Below are 14,680 nucleotides of genomic sequence, written 5' to 3'. Positions count from 1 at the left end.
CGCCTGTAATACCACTCGGCGCATGACGCCGGAGACGATCAGCCGACCAGCTTGGCGGCCAGGTAGCCCTTGAGCTGCGACACGTCCACGCGGTCCTGGACCAGCGTGTCACGGTCGCGCACGGTGACCGTCTGGTCGCTCGTGCTCTGTCCGTCGATGGTCACGCAGAACGGCGTGCCCACTTCGTCCTGACGACGATAGCGCTTGCCGATGGAGCCTGTCTCGTCGTAGTCCACCGCAAACGCGCTGCGCAGGTCGTCCACGATGCGATTGGCCATCTCGGGCTGGCCATCCTTCTTGGTCAGCGGGAAGATCGCGGCCTTGATCGGGGCGATGCTGTGCTTGAGCCCGAGCACCACACGGCCTTCACTTTCGCCCTCCACCGTCTCTTCACGATAGGCGTTCACCAGCGTCGCCAGCGTCACGCGGTCAGCGCCCACCGACGTCTCGATGACGTACGGCACGTAGCGCTTGTTGTTGGGCTGGTCGAAGTACTCGAGCTTCTTGCCCGAATACTGCTGGTGCTGCGACAGGTCGAAGTCACCGCGGTTGTGAATGCCCTCGATTTCCTGGTCACCCAGCGTGCCACCAAAGTCGAACGTCACGTCGAACGCGGCGCGCGCATAGTGCGCGAGCTCACCCGCATCATGCTGGTGGAACTTGAGGCGGTCCGGCGACAGACCCAGGTCGAAGTGCCACTGCATGCGCTTTGCCTTCCACTGGTCGAACCACTCCATGTCGGTGCCCGGCTCGACGAAGAACTGCATCTCCATCTGCTCGAACTCACGGGTGCGGAAAATGAAGTTGCCCGGCGTGATTTCGTTGCGGAACGCCTTGCCGATCTGCGCGATGCCGAACGGCACCTTCTGGCGCATCGACTGCTGCACGTTCAGGAAGTTCACGAAGATGCCCTGCGCCGTTTCCGGACGCAGATAAACGATGCTCGAGCTTTCCTCGAGCGCGCCCATGTGCGTCTTGAACATCAGGTTGAACAGGCGCGGTTCGGTGAGCGTGCCCTTGTTGCCGCAATTCGGACACACGTTCGCTTCCAGCTTCTTCGGGTCCATCTTGTCGGCCCGGAAGCGCGCTTTGCACTGCTTGCAGTCCACCAGCGGATCGGTGAAGCCGGCCACGTGGCCCGACGCTTCCCACGTGCGCGGGTGCATCAGGATCGCCGCATCGAGGCCTTCGATGTCGTCGCGCGAACGCACCATGGCGTTCCACCAGAAGTCCTTGATGTTCTTCTTGAGTTCGACGCCGAGTGGACCGTAGTCCCACACCGACCCCGTACCGCCGTAGATCTCGGACGACTGGAAGATGAAGCCACGTCGCTTGCACAGCGACACGAGCTTGTCCATCACATCAGGGTAGCCGGCCATTGGCGGAACGGTCTGGGGTACAGGTGTGCGTGGGCATCAGTCCCACGCCATGGGATGCGTTGACGAAACGTCAGCGCGTCAGGTGGGCCACGATCGCATCGCCGTGATCGCGCCCGTTCTCGATGAAAATGCGATTCGCTTCGTTGCCCGAAGCGATCACTCCCGCAAGGTAGATACCCGCGGCTGGTGTCGCCATCGTCAGCGGATCGTGACGCGGAATGCCCGACTCTCCCTCGATGGGCACACCGAGCTGCTCCAGCAAGCCGATCTCGGGGAGGTAGCCGGTCATCATGTAGACCTGCGTGGCCGGGATTCGCGAGGTGCCTTCGGGGCCCTCCACCACCACCGCATCGGCCTCGATGGCCACCACACGGCTCTGGAACCGCGCCGCAATGGCGCCTTCCCGGATACGCGCCTCGATATCGGGGCGCACCCACGGCTTCACATTGGCGCCGAGCGCGTCGCCGAAGTGCACGATGGTCACCTTGGCGCCCGCCCGGTACATGTCCAGCGCGGCGTCCACGGCCGAATTGGCACCACCCACCACCACCACGGGCTCACGCCACGCCGAGTGCCCTTCCACGTAGCCATGTCGCACGTGGGGGAGGGATTCACCGGGCACGCCGAGAAGATTGGGCCGCCCGAAATAGCCCGTCGCGATCACCACCGCATGCGCCGCCGTCTCGCGCACCGCACCGCTGCGTGCCACCGAACGCACCAGCCAGCGTGCGCCCCGCTTGGGCTCCGACTGGCCCGGCTTGGGGTCCACCCGAACCGCACGCAGCGACTCCACCGACTCGAACTGCCGCACATCGAGATCGTACAGGTCCGCCACGCCGCGGTAGTAGGCCAACGCATCACGTCGCGTCGGCTTTTCGGTGGCCACGATGAACGGCACGCCCCCAATCGACAAACGTTCGGCGGTGGAGAAGAACGTCATGTACGTGGGATAGCTCGACAGGCCATTCACGATGCAGCCACGGTCGAACACCACCGCAGACATGCCCGCGCGGCGCGCCGCGATCGCCGATGCCAGTCCACACGGACCAGCGCCGACGATCACGACATCCACCACCTCGGGCAGCGCGGGCGTGTTCGTACCCGTGACTGTCTCCACCATCGTCATCGCGTGCGGTTTCCGCTCAGGCAACAGTGGCGTGCACGCCGATGATCTGGTCGCGACGCGTGCCCACGCTGACGAACGCGATCGGCGTCTCGCACAGCGATTCGAGGCGATCGAGGTACGCGCGCGCGGCCGCCGGCAGGTCCGACAACGAGCGGGCATCCTGTGTGGACTGCTTCCAGCCCGGGAACCACTCATACACCGGCTCGGCCTTCTCCAGCAGCGACAGGTCGGCCGGGAATTCGGTGTACACCTCGTTGCCCACCTTGTAGCCCGTGCACACGGCCAGTTCGTCGAGCGTATCGAGCACATCGAGCTTCGTGATGGCCAAACCGGTCAGGCCATTCACGCGCGCCGCGTACCGCACCACCACACCGTCGAACCAGCCGCAGCGACGCGGGCGCCCCGTCGTCGCGCCAAACTCGTGACCGAGCTGGCGCACATGGCTCTGCAGCGGCTCCTCGAGCTCCGTCGGCAGCGGGCCATTGCCCACACGCGTCGTGTACGCCTTCACCACGCCCAACGCCGACTGCAGCGCCATCGGCGAGATGCCCACGCCCGTGGCCGCACCGCCCACCGTGGTGTTGCTCGACGTGACGAACGGGTACGTGCCGTGATCGATGTCCAGCAGCGACCCCTGCGCCCCTTCCAGCAGGATGGCCGCACCGTTCTTGATGGCGCGGTGCACGCAGAGGCCCACGTCTTCGGCGAGACCGAGCAAGCGCGGCGCCAGCGCCTGCAGCGTGGCCATCGTCTCGTCCACCGAGGCGCGCACATCAGAGCCCGAGCGCTCGAGCTGCGCGTTCGCCCGATCCACCCCAAGCGTCACGAGCTCGCGCAGACGCTCCACATTGCGCAGGTCGAGCACACGCACACCGCGGCGCGCGACCTTGTCTTCGTACGCCGGCCCGATGCCACGGCCCGTCGTGCCGATCGCCTTGCTGGCGGCACTCGCCTTGTCGACCAGCTTGTGGTACGGCATGACCAGATGCGCGCGCTCGCTCACGTACAGGCGGCCTTCCACGTCCACGCCGTCGGCGATCAACTCGTCGATTTCGGTGAACAGCGTCTCGGGATCCATCACCACGCCATTGCCGATCGCACAACGCACCCCGGGGTGCAGAATGCCGCTCGGGATCTGATGGAGGATGAAGGACTTGTCCCCGATATGGACCGTATGCCCCGCATTGGCGCCGCCCTGGTAGCGCACCACCCAATCGGCGCGCTCGGCCAGTACGTCCACCAACTTGCCCTTCCCTTCATCGCCCCACTGCGCTCCCACCACCACGACGGTGCGCGTTGTCGAATCGAACATGCGATCGGTCTCCGGCAGCCTGACGGCCGCACACAAAAAAACGCCCCGCGGACAGTCCGCGGGGCGTTGTTGGAATCTAGCCAGCGAGCCCGCCGAAGCAATCGGCGACGGCGCTTCCGTGCCCCGAATCGCTTATCCGGTCCCGGAAAGTCGCCCAACCAGCACCGCGCCCATCACCCAGACGATCATGGTCATGCCGAACGCCACCTTGGTCGCGGCGGCCACCACCCGGCCGATCAGCGCCCCCGTGGCCACCCGGATCGGCTCGCCTCGCTCGCTGCGGTGGACGGTCATTTCCGCCGCCAGGGCTCCCACAAAGGCCCCGGCAAAGGCGCCAATCATGGAACCGATGATGGGTAGAGGCACCCCCACCACGGCCCCCACGATGCCACCCAGGATCGCGCCCCAGCCCGCGCGGCGGGACCCACCGTACTTCCGGGCATAACTGCCGGAAATCGTGAACTCCAGCACTTCGGCCACCAGCACCAGCGCCACCAGAATGCCGAACGTGACACCGCCAATGCTGCCGGCCGGCACGGCAATCCAGTAAACGAGTGCTCCGCCGAGCATGATCCACAGCCCGGGCAGCCCAAAGGGCACCAGCACGAGCCCGAACAACATGGTGAGGAGAAGCAGCACGATGGCGAGCATGATCAATGGTACGCGCCAGCAGCGCTCTGGTTTCGCCATATCCCTGAGCCGAATCGTGACAAATGCCACAGCCCTTGCGTCATGCCTCTGATTGCAGGTTCCCGACAACGACGATCGACGAGGATCATGATGGCATTCGGCTGGCTGAGTCGACTGGTGAAGCACGAAAAGTCTTCCGAGCTCGACTCCCCCTCGGTCTCGATCGACGGTGAGATCACCGCGGCATCCGAACGCCACCAGCAGAACGAACCCGCGTCGATTCGGTTCATCGACGCCGAGGACATGGCGCCGATCGAGTCGCCGGGGATGTTGGCGGAAACGCCGGCTGCACCGCCCGTTCCTCCCGCCACACCGGTGGAGCAGCTCATCGCACGACTTTCAGAGCACGGCGAGTTCGCGGCGTCACCCGATGCAGCGGCCATCCTCGAGCTGCTCTCGGGCAGTCCCGACACCATCATCCGCCAGCTGCCGGCTGCGGCGCGCGCCAGCCTCTCGCTGTGCGATGATCCGTCGCTCTCGCGCTGGCAGTTCGCCGAAAAGCTGTCCTCGGATCCTGCCCTCGTGCAGGCCGTCCTGCGCACCGCCAACAGTGCCGCGTTCGGCGCCGGCAAGGAGCCGGTCATCGGCATCGAGCCGGCACTCGATCGCATCGGCATCGGTGGGGCACGCGCCATCATCTTCGCCAATGCCGTCGACGGTGCGCTGAGCCGCCCGGGCGGTGAGTTCAACGACATGGCGAGCGATGTATGGAATCACATGGTGCGTACCGCACCCTTGGCCCGCGCATTGGCCCCGCTGTTCAGCACCGATCCCGACGAAGCGTTCTCCATCGCGCTGCTGCACGATGTGGGCAAGCTCGTGATCTTCGATCGCATCTCGGTGCTGCGCACCACCAAGCGCCGCGACGTGCAGCTCAGCGCGGGCTTCGTGCGTGATCTGCTGAACGATCTGCACGAACCACTGGGCGCCAGTGCTCTCGAAGCGTGGGGCATGGGTGCACGATCCGCGCGCGCCATCGGTGCGCACCATCGCCGCACCAGCGACGGTGAACCCAATGCACTGGCCGAAGTGGTGTGTGTGGCCGAGTTGAGCGATCACGCGGCACGCCGCAACGTACCGCTCGATCTCCAGCGCATCTGGTTCGATGCGCACATCACCGTCGACCTGGCGCGCCTCGTGCCCATCCTGCACAGCTTCTCGGTGCCGTTCGTCTACTGAGAAACCTGCGGTGAAACAATCGCGCGCCGGTCTCCCTGTGAGATCCGGCGCGCGATTGTTTTGCTCCCCTGCCTGCCCTGATGCTGCCCTGATTCCTCAGGCGCTCAACAGCCCGGCCGTAGTCAGGCGCGCGCGCACCGTGGCGAGTTCATCGTCGGACACGGGCAGCAGGGGCCCGCGCGGCACTGTGCCATCGAGTCCCACCAGTGTCATCGCGGCCTTGATGCCCGCCGGACCCAGTGCACCGCCGATATCCGTCGCAATCGGCACCAGCGTCTGCTGCAACGCCGCCGCACCATCGCGGTCTCCCGACCAGAACAGGTCGACCATGCGACGCACCGCAGGACCGGCGTAGAGACCGATGGCCAGAATCGCGCCGGCTGCCCCCGCCGCGAGTGCCGGCACCACCGTGCCACCACTGCCCGTGAGCACACGGAACGCATCGCTCTGCGCCTCGAGATACTGCGCGAGCACCGGCACATTGCCGGCACTGTCCTTCATGCCGATCACGTTCGGATGCTGCGCCATCTCCGCCACGAATGCAGGACTCAGCACCAGGTGCGCGTATGCCGGCATGTTGTACAGCAACACCGGCAACGGACTCGCATCGGCCACCGCGCGGAAGTGTGTCAGCAGCGCCGCTTCCGTCATGCGCTTGAGGAAGTAGTGCGGCGAGATCACGAGCACCGCATCCGCACCGGCCGCCTTCGCGTCATGCGCGCGTGCAATGGTCAGGCGCGTGCTTTCACTGCCGATGCCAGCCAGCAACCACTTGTCCGATGGCACGCGTTCACGTGCGAGACGCAGCAGCGTGCGGCGATCGTCGTCATCAAGCAATGAAGACTCACCGCTCGAACCGCCCACCAGGATGCCGTCCATGCCGAACGACAGGTGTGCATCGAGATTGCGCTGAAACGCGGGAGCGTCGATGTCACCGCTGGCGGTGAAGGTCGACACGGCGGGCACCATGAGCCCGCCCAGCTGGGCAACGGTCAGGGAAGACATGACGACAAGCTAGTCGTCGGACTGCGGTTCAGCTCCCGAACAGACTCTCGAACCCGCTCCCGAATACCGACGAGTCGCCGGCCAGCGGATTCGGGCTGGACACGACACCATGCCCCGACGGACTGGTCGCCAAAGGCGGCAGAATGCTGCCAGTGCCCAAAGGATTGGCACCAAGTCCACCGGAGAGACCGGATTGGGCGGCAATGCCACCCGGAATGGTCCCGTGGCCCGGCGGCATCACGGCATTGTGATTGCCCGTGCGCGGCAGTGCGCTGCCTGCCATCGCCTGGCCATTCTTGCCCATGCGGAAGCCCAGCTCGAAATCGGCGGGATTGGTCGCCGCAGCCTTCGCCACCTCGAACTCGATCTCGTCGGTCTGCACCAACTCCGCCAGATGCTGGTCGAAGGTCTGCATGCCGTACTGCGCGCCGTCAGCGATATAGTCGCGGATCTCCGCGATGTTGCCCTCGGCAATGAGATCGCGAATGGTGCTCGTCACGATCATCACCTCCGCCGCCACCACACGTCCCTGCCCATTCTTGCGCGGCAACAGACGCTGGGACACCACGGCATGCAGCGATTCGGCCAGACGCGTGCGCACCACCAGCTGCTCCTCGGGCGGAAACATCGCCACGATACGGAGAATGGTGCTCTGGGCATCCGGCGTATGCAGCGTGGAGATGAGCAGGTGCCCGGTCTCGGCCGCCTTCATCGCCGTGTCGATCGTCTCCGCGTCGCGCATTTCGCCGATCAGAATCACGTCTGGATCCTGACGCAGCGCCGCGCGCAGCCCCATGCGAAACGTGTCCGTGTCGATGCCCACTTCGCGCTGCGTGACCGAGCTGCGCAGGTCGTTGTGAATGAACTCGATCGGGTTTTCGAGGGTGAGGATGTGCTTCTCGTACGACGCGTTGATCTCGTTGACGAGGGCCGCCATGGAGCTCGACTTGCCGGAGCCCGTCACACCCGTCACCAGCACCATGCCACGCTCCGTGTGCGCAATGCGCGTCAGCACGGGCGGCAGGCGCAGCGACGTCACCGTCGGCACCTGCTCGGGAATCACGCGCATCACGATGGAGTGCGCCGACCGCTGCCGCATGATGTTCACGCGAAACCGGCCCACACCCGCCGACGCCCACGAGCAGTCGTGATCCTTCAGCGTGTCGATGTTCGCGCGGTCCACGTCGGACACCATCAAGTGCAACGCGATCGCGCGCGTTTGCTCCGCCGTCAGGGCCTGTTTGGTGAGCACCACGAGCCGGCCGTCGATGCGCGCACGCACGACATCCCCGGCCTTGATGTGCACATCGGAGGCCCCACGATCGACTGCCGCCTTGATGATCCGTTCGATTGCCACAGGCAGAACCTTGAACCCGCTCGGTGAATCACCTTGGACTCCCGAACCGGCGGCCATCGCAGTGCCTGCGATCAGTATCCGGCGTCGAGGTCCACGACGTTGCGGAGGCGTTCCCCTGCACTCCACCGCCGCCAATTGTCCATGAACAACGCAAGTCCCCGCTGCCAGGTGCGCCGCGGTGAGACTCCCGACACGTGGGGCGTGACCAGAACGCGGGGATGCTGCCACCAGGCACTCTCGGCAGGCAACGGCTCGGTGGTGAACACATCCAGCACCGCCCCCCGCAACCGGCCACCCTCGAGTTCCTCCAGCAACGCCGCGTCGTCGACCAAGGGTCCACGTGCTACGTTCACGACGATTGCCCCGGCGGGGAGCAACGCCAGACGCTCACCATCCAGCAGGGAACGGGTGCCGTCGGTCAACGGAGCCGCCACGACCACGATGTCGGCCAGCGGCAGCACCTGCTCCAGTGCGTCCGGTCCCACCACGCGGGCAAATCCCTCTGGCGCACCAAGCTCGGGGCGGCGCCGAATGCCGGTGCACTCGCACCCCAGCGCCTGAAACCGCTGCGCCACCGCGCTGCCGATACCGCCGGCCCCAATCACCAGCACCCGGTACTCCGCGAGTTCGCGAATACCCCCGTCGTTGTCCACGAACGGGTGACGGTCCCAGATGGACGCGGCCTGCAAGCGCACGGCGTAGTCCAGCCCACGCACAAAGTGCAGCACCCCGCCCAGCACCGTATCCGCCATGGGTTCGGCGTAGATGCCGGCACCATTGGTGAAGACGACACCACTGGCCCGTAACTCGGGGGTGATGGACTCACCGATGCCCGCCGAGGCACTGTGCGCCCACTGCAGCCTGGACGCGGAAGCGAGCAACGTGGGGGTGAGCCCGTAGCCGAAGTACGCTTCCGCCGACGGCATGGCAGCCAGGGTTTCGGCACTGGGTTCGTTGGTGCCATTACCCAGGCTGCGCGACTGGGTCGCGATGTGCACCACTTCCCAGCCATCCGGCACATTGGCCGTTATCTCGTCTGCGGCCCATGCCGGCAAGCGCATATGCGGTGCGCTGCTCTGCATGTCCACCACGAGACGGCGCATGGTCACGCCGAAGCCACCGCAGCCGGCGGGCCAGTGAGTGCGTCGAGCCCCATGAAGCCGCGCACTTCGCGCATGGTCTCACCAGCAATGGCGCGCGCCGTCGCAGCACCGTCGGCCAGCGCATCGAGCACGCGCGCCGGCTCGGCATCGAGTTCTTCCGAACGCCGGCGAATGGGCGTCAGCTCCAGTACCATGCCTTCGAGCAACACCTTCTTGCAGTCCATGCACCCCCAGCCGGCCGTGCTGCACTGCTGCGAGACATGCGCCTGCGTCTCGTCGCTGGAGAATGCCTTGTGCAACTGGAAGATGTTGCACACTTCGGGACGACCCGGATCGCTCTTGCGCACACGCTGCGGATCGGTGACGGCCGGGCGGATCTTCGCCCAGATCTCGTCGTCCGTCTCGTGCAGCGCGATGGTGTTACCCAGCGACTTGGACATCTTGGCCTGCCCATCGAGGCCCATGATGCGACGGGTGGGCGTCAGCAGCGGCTTGGGCTCTGGGAAATACGGCTGGTCGAACTTCGCATTCCACTTGCGCGCCGTATCGCGGGCCAGCTCGAGGTGCTGCACCTGATCCTCGCCCACCGGGATGCTGTCCGCCCGATAGAGCAGAATGTCAGCCGCCTGCAGAACGGGATACATCAGCAGGCCCGCCGGGATGCTCTCCATCTTCGACGATTTGTCCTTGAACTGCGTCTGGCGCTCGAGGTCACCCAGCGGGGTGAGGGTCGTGAACAGCCACGACAGCTCCGTATGCGCCGGCACATCGCTCTGCATGAACAGCGCGGCCTTGGACGGGTCCACACCAGCTGCCAGCAGCGACTTGGCCATGCCCCACCGACGCGCGCGCAGCACCGCGGGATCGTAGGTGCCGGTGATCGCGTGATAGTCCACGACGCAGTAGATCGCGCCCGGATGCGTGTCCTGCAGCCGGACCCAATTCTTGACCGCGCCAAGATAGTTGCCGATGTGCAACTCGCCGGACGGCTGGATGCCACTGAAGATGCGTGCCATCCTTCAAACGTAGTTTCGGCCACATTTCCCAGCAACGCACTGCACCTCTTCGTCCAAGCCGTGAACCACCCCGATCGTCATCGGTGGCGTGATGCCGCCGTGCAGGCCGCAGCCGTCGCCGCCGAGTTCATCGCGCAGGAATCCCGCATGCGCGACGCCATCACCTGGCAGTCCAAGAGCGCGACCGACTTTGTCAGTCATGTCGACATCGGTGCCGAGGAGCGCATCCGGGCCACGCTGCTGGCCCAGATCCCCGACCTTCGCATCGTGGGCGAGGAGCTCGGGGCGGATGGAGACACCGAATCCGGACTCGTGGCCATTGTCGACCCGCTCGATGGCACCACCAACTTTCTGCATGGCTCGCCCAACTACGGAGTGAGCATCTGTATCGCCCTCGATGGCGTGCCGCAGGCTGCCGTGGTGCACGACATCGCGCGCACTTCCGGTGCTTCGCACTCGATCGGTACGGTGTTCACCGCCACCGCAGGCGATGGCGCCTTCGCCAATGGCGTGCCCATGCGCGTGTCATCCATCACCGAGCCGCCGCGCGCGCTGATCGGCACCGGCTTCCCGTTCAAGGACGTCGCACGGGCAGAGGAGTATCTGGGCATGATGCGCCGGCTCATGCCGGTGGTCTCGGGCATGCGACGCGCCGGGTCAGCAGCGCTCGATCTGTCCGATGTGGCCATGGGTCGTTTCGACGGCTTCTGGGAACTGTGGCTCAATGCCTGGGATCTCGCGGCGGGTGTACTGCTCATCCGTGAAGCCGGTGGCAAAGTCACCGATCTCGAAGGCAACGACGCCCGCATGGTGGGCGGGACCATCGTCGCATCGAACGCCGTACTGCACGACTGGTTCCTCGACATCCTCAACGATCGCTCGCCGCGCTGAGTCCGCGCGCTAGCTTTCTTCAGCAATCCGATTCACCCTCCCTCCTGGTCAATCGATCGTGTCTCTCGTCGAATGCGTTCCGAATTTCTCCGAAGGGCGTGACCCCGTCGTCATCGCGGCCATTCGCGATGCGATCGCCAACACGCCCGGCGCCCATGTGCTCGACGTGTCGAGCGACGCGTCGCATCACCGGACGGTCATCACGTTTGTCGCGTCGCTCGAAGCCGCCGTACCCGCGGCGCTGGCGGCCATGACCGTCGCCCGCGACCGCATCGACCTCACCAAGCATCAGGGTGAGCACCCGCGTATCGGTGCCACCGACGTGGTCCCGTTCATTCCGCTCGATGGCGCCACGATGGACGACTGCGTGGCGCTCGCACGCGAGCTGGGCGCGCGTGTGGCTGGTGAACTGGGCATTCCGGTGTACCTGTACGAGCGCGCCGCCACCACACCGGCTCGCGAGAATCTCGCCGATGTGCGGCGTGGTGAGTTCGAAGGCCTGCGCGACGACGTGCGCACCAATGCGGCGCGGCGCCCCGACTTTGGTCCGGCCGAACTGCATGCCACAGCCGGTGCCACAGCCATCGGTGCGCGTCCCTTCCTGGTCGCCTATAACGTCTACCTGGGCGACACGAAGAACCTGCCGGTGGCCAAGGAAGTCGCCAAGGCCATTCGTGGTTCCTCTGGCGGCCTGCGCTACGTGAAGGGACTCGGCATGGAAGTGGACGGCCAGGCGCAGGTGTCCATGAACCTGGTGGACACCGAGAAGACGCCGCTGCATCGCGTCTTCGAGATCGTGAAGTCGGAAGCCGCCGCACACGGTGTCGCGCCCACGTGGAGCGAGATCGTGGGCCTTGTGCCCGAGCGTGTCCTGCTCGAAGCCGGCGCGCGTCATGTGCAGCTGCGCGGCTTCTCCAAGGCCATGCTGCTCGAGACCAAGGTGCGTGATGCCGTGTCCGGTGGTGAATCGGTGGACGGCTTCATGTCGCGCGTGGCCTCCGCCGAACCGACACCGGGCGGTGGCAGTGTGGCGGCACACGCGGGCGCGCTGGGTGCCGCACTGGTCCAGATGGTGGCCGGCCTCACGGTGGGCAAGAGGAAGTACGCCGCCGTCGACGAGGAGATGAAGCAGGCCGCACTCGATGCCTCCGCGCTGCGTCGTGAACTCAATACGCTCGTGGTGCGTGATGCCGAGTCGTACGAGCGTGTGCGCAGCGCCTATCAGCTGCCCAAGGAACCGGAAGCCGCGTTGGCGACCCGCAACGAAGCCATTCGGGAAGCGTTGCTGTATGCCGCCGAAGTGCCGCTCGAATCGGCTCGCGCTTCCGTGCGCGTCGCCGCGTTGTGCGCCGCCGTCGCGGAACGTGGCAACACGAATGCGGTCAGTGATGCCTGCGTGGGCACGCTGCTGGCCGAAGCGGCGTGCAAGGGCGCAGTGCTCAATGTGCGCATCAACATTGCATCGCTCGAGAACGGCGGCGGTGAACGCGGTGCAGCCCTGCTGGCCGACGCCCGACGCTGTGTAGAGGAAGCCACCGCACACGCCCGGGCCGCTGAGGCTGCGGCCGAACGGGCGATCAACGCGGGGTGAGGCACCAGCAGGTGACCGGAGCGCACTCCCCCGCGCTCCGGTCACCTGCTCCTCAGTTTCTCCTTACTTGCTCCAGGGCGGCACGATGCCGTTCATGCGGGCGTAGGCAATCGCCTGTCCCAGATGCTCGTGCAGATGCGTCGTGGCCAGAATCCACATCCCCTGTGCGTTCGACTTCATACCGAACATCGAGATCGGCGCGTCTAGCTGCGCGGCAGTGGTCTTGGCCATGCTCGCCTTGAGGTGGGCGAAGCTCTTCTCCAGATCTGACACGATCTGCTCACGCGTCACCTTGCGCGTTTCGTACGCGGTGAGCGTCTTGAAATCGTCGCTCTTGATACCGGTGCTGGCCGGAATGGCCGTACCGAACGACGCCGGAATGAAGTAGTTGTCCGACGCCACGTGCAGAAACACTTCGCCGAACGAGCGCACGCCGGTGCCCGGACGCCACGCCAGCTTCTCGGGCGGCGTCGCCTTGGCCAGCGCCACGAACTTCTTCTCCACGCCATCGATGTCCTTCATCAATTCGGCCACCACGGGTGCAGTCTGTGCCGCGGCGGTGTTGCCGAGCATCGGCGCAACGAGCAGCGCGGCGGCAAACAGCAGGGTCCTGCGCATGACAAAACTCCGGTTGGGGTGCCGGAAAATGTAGCGCTGCCGGTCAGATGTCGTCGGGCAATGGCCTATGGTCGGGCTGCATGGCACCAGCCACGTTGCCTTCCGTGTCACGAAACCACAGCAAATGCCCAACAGTCGGGATCGTCGCAATGGGCATGAGAATGGTCCCGCCTGCCGCTTCGATCGCACGCTGCGCGGCGTGAATGTCGGGCACAGCGATCGTGCATTCGAAGCCGCTCATGCGTTCGCCCGGCACCAGCGTACGCCGCCCCTGGAGCGATCCGTAGATGGCGGGCGTCTCGGAGGTCGAACCAGTCTCGATCATGAAGAAACCCGGCGGTCCCCACGCGTGAAATTGCCAGCCGAACACATCGCCGTAGAACCGACGCGCGCGCTCGAGATCGTCGGCATTGATGGCGAAGTGACGGACTGGTGAGGAAGGCGCAGACGATGCGGCGGCGGACATGATCGCTCCCGGACAGTGTGAATGGGTGCGCAGAGTTTAGCGCTTCCGGGCGTGGCACGCTTGCGCAAGATTGCCATATCATGTCGAAGATTCGCCAATCCCCTGTCGTACGGGTGAGCGCCATCGGCTTTCACGGCGAATACACCTGGCGTGAGCGGCACTCCGACTGGGGGCAGCTCATATGGGCATCGCGCGGCACGATCGATGTCATGGTAGAGCGTGCGCTCTGGCTCGTCCCCACGCGCACCGCCCTGTGGCTGCCACCAGGCACCGCCAACGAGGTGCACATGACCGGTCGCGGCGTCCTGCGTTTGGTTTTCATAGACCGGCGCCGCGCACGAACGCTCGGCCCCACCCCACGCGTGCACGTTCTCACGCCCCTGCTGCGCGAGCTGCTCCGACGGGTAACGGCGATGGACACACTGAGCGCAGAGGTCCCCCGCGACATGCGCCTATTGGGCGTACTGCTCGACGAACTGCGCGATGCCGGCGGTGCTCCGGTAGACCTGCCGATGCCCGCCGATGCACGTGCGCTACGTGCCGCGACGTTCTTTCGTGAACGCACATCCGAGCCTCCCGCACTCGCCGACACGGCGAGGCACGCTGGCGCCAGCGTGCGCACGTTGGAGCGGCTGTTCCGCGCCGAGACAGGACTGTCGCTGGGCGCGTGGTGCCGGAGAGCGCGACTCATGCACGCCATGACGCGGCTTGCCGATGGTGAATCGGTGACACGCGCCGGGATCGCCGCGGGCTATGCGAGCACGAGCGCGTTCGTGCACGCGTTCCGGCGTCTCACTGGTCGCACACCGGGCCAATCCACCAGCGCGACACCCAAGTCCTGAACGTGAAAACGCCCGCTGGTGAGCGGGCGTTTCGCGGTACGAACCGGATGTCGGACTACGGCAGCGTGATGATACGCGGACCGTTTTCGGTGATGGCCACGGTGT

At 65.7% G+C, this 14,680-nt stretch carries 14 protein-coding genes; 4 read left to right on the top strand and 10 right to left on the bottom strand.

Going from position 1 to position 14,680, the window contains the following annotated elements:
• Positions 1-38 precede the first annotated feature (38 nt).
• From VGE27_RS08430 to VGE27_RS08415, 4 genes are all read right to left on the bottom strand, one after another.
• Positions 39-1,379, bottom strand: a complete 1,341-nt coding sequence (locus VGE27_RS08430) for a glycine--tRNA ligase (protein ID WP_331049208.1) — start codon at positions 1,377-1,379, stop codon at positions 39-41.
• Positions 1,380-1,449: 70 nt separating this feature from the next.
• The gene (locus VGE27_RS08425) at positions 1,450-2,499 is read right to left on the bottom strand and encodes a YpdA family putative bacillithiol disulfide reductase (RefSeq protein ID WP_331049207.1); all 1,050 of its coding nucleotides are present in this window, start codon (positions 2,497-2,499) and stop codon (positions 1,450-1,452) included.
• Positions 2,500-2,521: 22 nt separating this feature from the next.
• Positions 2,522-3,817 carry an adenylosuccinate synthase gene (locus VGE27_RS08420; RefSeq protein WP_331049206.1) on the bottom strand — a complete coding sequence of 432 codons (1,296 nt, stop codon included), beginning with the start codon at positions 3,815-3,817 and terminating at the stop codon, positions 2,522-2,524.
• A 132-nt stretch (positions 3,818-3,949) separates the two neighbouring features.
• Positions 3,950-4,468 (bottom strand): DUF456 domain-containing protein, encoded by a 519-nt coding sequence (locus tag VGE27_RS08415; RefSeq protein ID WP_331049205.1) that lies wholly within the window; start codon positions 4,466-4,468, stop codon positions 3,950-3,952.
• Positions 4,469-4,594: 126 nt separating this feature from the next.
• Here VGE27_RS08415 and VGE27_RS08410 point away from each other — a divergent pair, with 126 nt between their 5' ends.
• Complete coding sequence (locus VGE27_RS08410; protein WP_331049204.1) at positions 4,595-5,686, top strand: HDOD domain-containing protein; 1,092 nt, start codon at positions 4,595-4,597, stop codon at positions 5,684-5,686.
• 96 nt (positions 5,687-5,782) lie between these two features.
• Here VGE27_RS08410 and VGE27_RS08405 read toward each other — a convergent pair whose 3' ends face one another.
• The 4 genes from VGE27_RS08405 to trpS form a co-directional block, all read right to left on the bottom strand.
• Positions 5,783-6,691, bottom strand: coding sequence for a dihydrodipicolinate synthase family protein (locus VGE27_RS08405; protein WP_331049203.1), 909 nt, complete (start codon positions 6,689-6,691; stop codon positions 5,783-5,785).
• Between the two features lie 28 nt (positions 6,692-6,719).
• Positions 6,720-8,048 carry a PilT/PilU family type 4a pilus ATPase gene (locus tag VGE27_RS08400; RefSeq protein ID WP_331049202.1) on the bottom strand — a complete coding sequence of 443 codons (1,329 nt, stop codon included), beginning with the start codon at positions 8,046-8,048 and terminating at the stop codon, positions 6,720-6,722.
• 71 nt (positions 8,049-8,119) lie between these two features.
• Complete coding sequence (locus VGE27_RS08395; protein WP_331049233.1) at positions 8,120-9,151, bottom strand: D-2-hydroxyacid dehydrogenase; 1,032 nt, start codon at positions 9,149-9,151, stop codon at positions 8,120-8,122.
• 2 nt (positions 9,152-9,153) lie between these two features.
• Positions 9,154-10,167, bottom strand: a complete 1,014-nt coding sequence (gene trpS / locus VGE27_RS08390; protein WP_331049201.1) for a tryptophan--tRNA ligase — start codon at positions 10,165-10,167, stop codon at positions 9,154-9,156.
• Positions 10,168-10,227: 60 nt separating this feature from the next.
• Here trpS and VGE27_RS08385 point away from each other — a divergent pair, with 60 nt between their 5' ends.
• Both VGE27_RS08385 and ftcD read left to right on the top strand, forming a co-directional pair.
• A complete protein-coding gene (locus VGE27_RS08385; RefSeq protein WP_331049200.1) occupies positions 10,228-11,058 on the top strand; it encodes an inositol monophosphatase family protein in 831 nt (276 codons plus the stop codon).
• Between the two features lie 58 nt (positions 11,059-11,116).
• Entirely contained in the window at positions 11,117-12,649 is a 1,533-nt protein-coding gene (ftcD, locus tag VGE27_RS08380; protein ID WP_331049199.1) for a glutamate formimidoyltransferase, read from the top strand.
• Between the two features lie 63 nt (positions 12,650-12,712).
• Here ftcD and VGE27_RS08375 read toward each other — a convergent pair whose 3' ends face one another.
• Both VGE27_RS08375 and VGE27_RS08370 read right to left on the bottom strand, forming a co-directional pair.
• Entirely contained in the window at positions 12,713-13,267 is a 555-nt protein-coding gene (locus VGE27_RS08375) for a DinB family protein (RefSeq protein ID WP_331049198.1), read from the bottom strand.
• 43 nt (positions 13,268-13,310) lie between these two features.
• A complete protein-coding gene (locus VGE27_RS08370; RefSeq protein ID WP_331049197.1) occupies positions 13,311-13,733 on the bottom strand; it encodes a VOC family protein in 423 nt (140 codons plus the stop codon).
• An 80-nt stretch (positions 13,734-13,813) separates the two neighbouring features.
• On the opposite strand from VGE27_RS08370, the gene VGE27_RS08365 reads away from it, so the two are divergent.
• Positions 13,814-14,575 carry a helix-turn-helix transcriptional regulator gene (locus tag VGE27_RS08365; protein ID WP_331049196.1) on the top strand — a complete coding sequence of 254 codons (762 nt, stop codon included), beginning with the start codon at positions 13,814-13,816 and terminating at the stop codon, positions 14,573-14,575.
• Positions 14,576-14,680 lie beyond the last annotated feature (105 nt).

The sequence above is a fragment of the Gemmatimonas sp. genome (assembly GCF_036405635.1).
Classification (GTDB): Bacteria; Gemmatimonadota; Gemmatimonadetes; order Gemmatimonadales; family Gemmatimonadaceae; genus Gemmatimonas.
This window is presented reverse-complemented; position numbering and strand designations above follow the sequence as displayed.

Coding starts and splice junctions, on each gene's coding strand:
- VGE27_RS08425 (WP_331049207.1), bottom strand. CDS start 2,499: ATGGTGGAGACAGTCACGGGTACGAACACGCCCGCGCTGCCCGAGGTG.
- VGE27_RS08415 (WP_331049205.1), bottom strand. CDS start 4,468: ATGCTCGCCATCGTGCTGCTTCTCCTCACCATGTTGTTCGGGCTCGTG.
- VGE27_RS08375 (WP_331049198.1), bottom strand. CDS start 13,267: ATGCGCAGGACCCTGCTGTTTGCCGCCGCGCTGCTCGTTGCGCCGATG.
- VGE27_RS08395 (WP_331049233.1), bottom strand. CDS start 9,151: ATGCGCCGTCTCGTGGTGGACATGCAGAGCAGCGCACCGCATATGCGC.
- VGE27_RS08430 (WP_331049208.1), bottom strand. CDS start 1,379: ATGGCCGGCTACCCTGATGTGATGGACAAGCTCGTGTCGCTGTGCAAG.
- VGE27_RS08370 (WP_331049197.1), bottom strand. CDS start 13,733: ATGTCCGCCGCCGCATCGTCTGCGCCTTCCTCACCAGTCCGTCACTTC.
- VGE27_RS08420 (WP_331049206.1), bottom strand. CDS start 3,817: ATGTTCGATTCGACAACGCGCACCGTCGTGGTGGTGGGAGCGCAGTGG.
- trpS (WP_331049201.1), bottom strand. CDS start 10,167: ATGGCACGCATCTTCAGTGGCATCCAGCCGTCCGGCGAGTTGCACATC.
- VGE27_RS08365 (WP_331049196.1), top strand. CDS start 13,814: ATGTCGAAGATTCGCCAATCCCCTGTCGTACGGGTGAGCGCCATCGGC.
- VGE27_RS08405 (WP_331049203.1), bottom strand. CDS start 6,691: ATGTCTTCCCTGACCGTTGCCCAGCTGGGCGGGCTCATGGTGCCCGCC.
- VGE27_RS08410 (WP_331049204.1), top strand. CDS start 4,595: ATGATGGCATTCGGCTGGCTGAGTCGACTGGTGAAGCACGAAAAGTCT.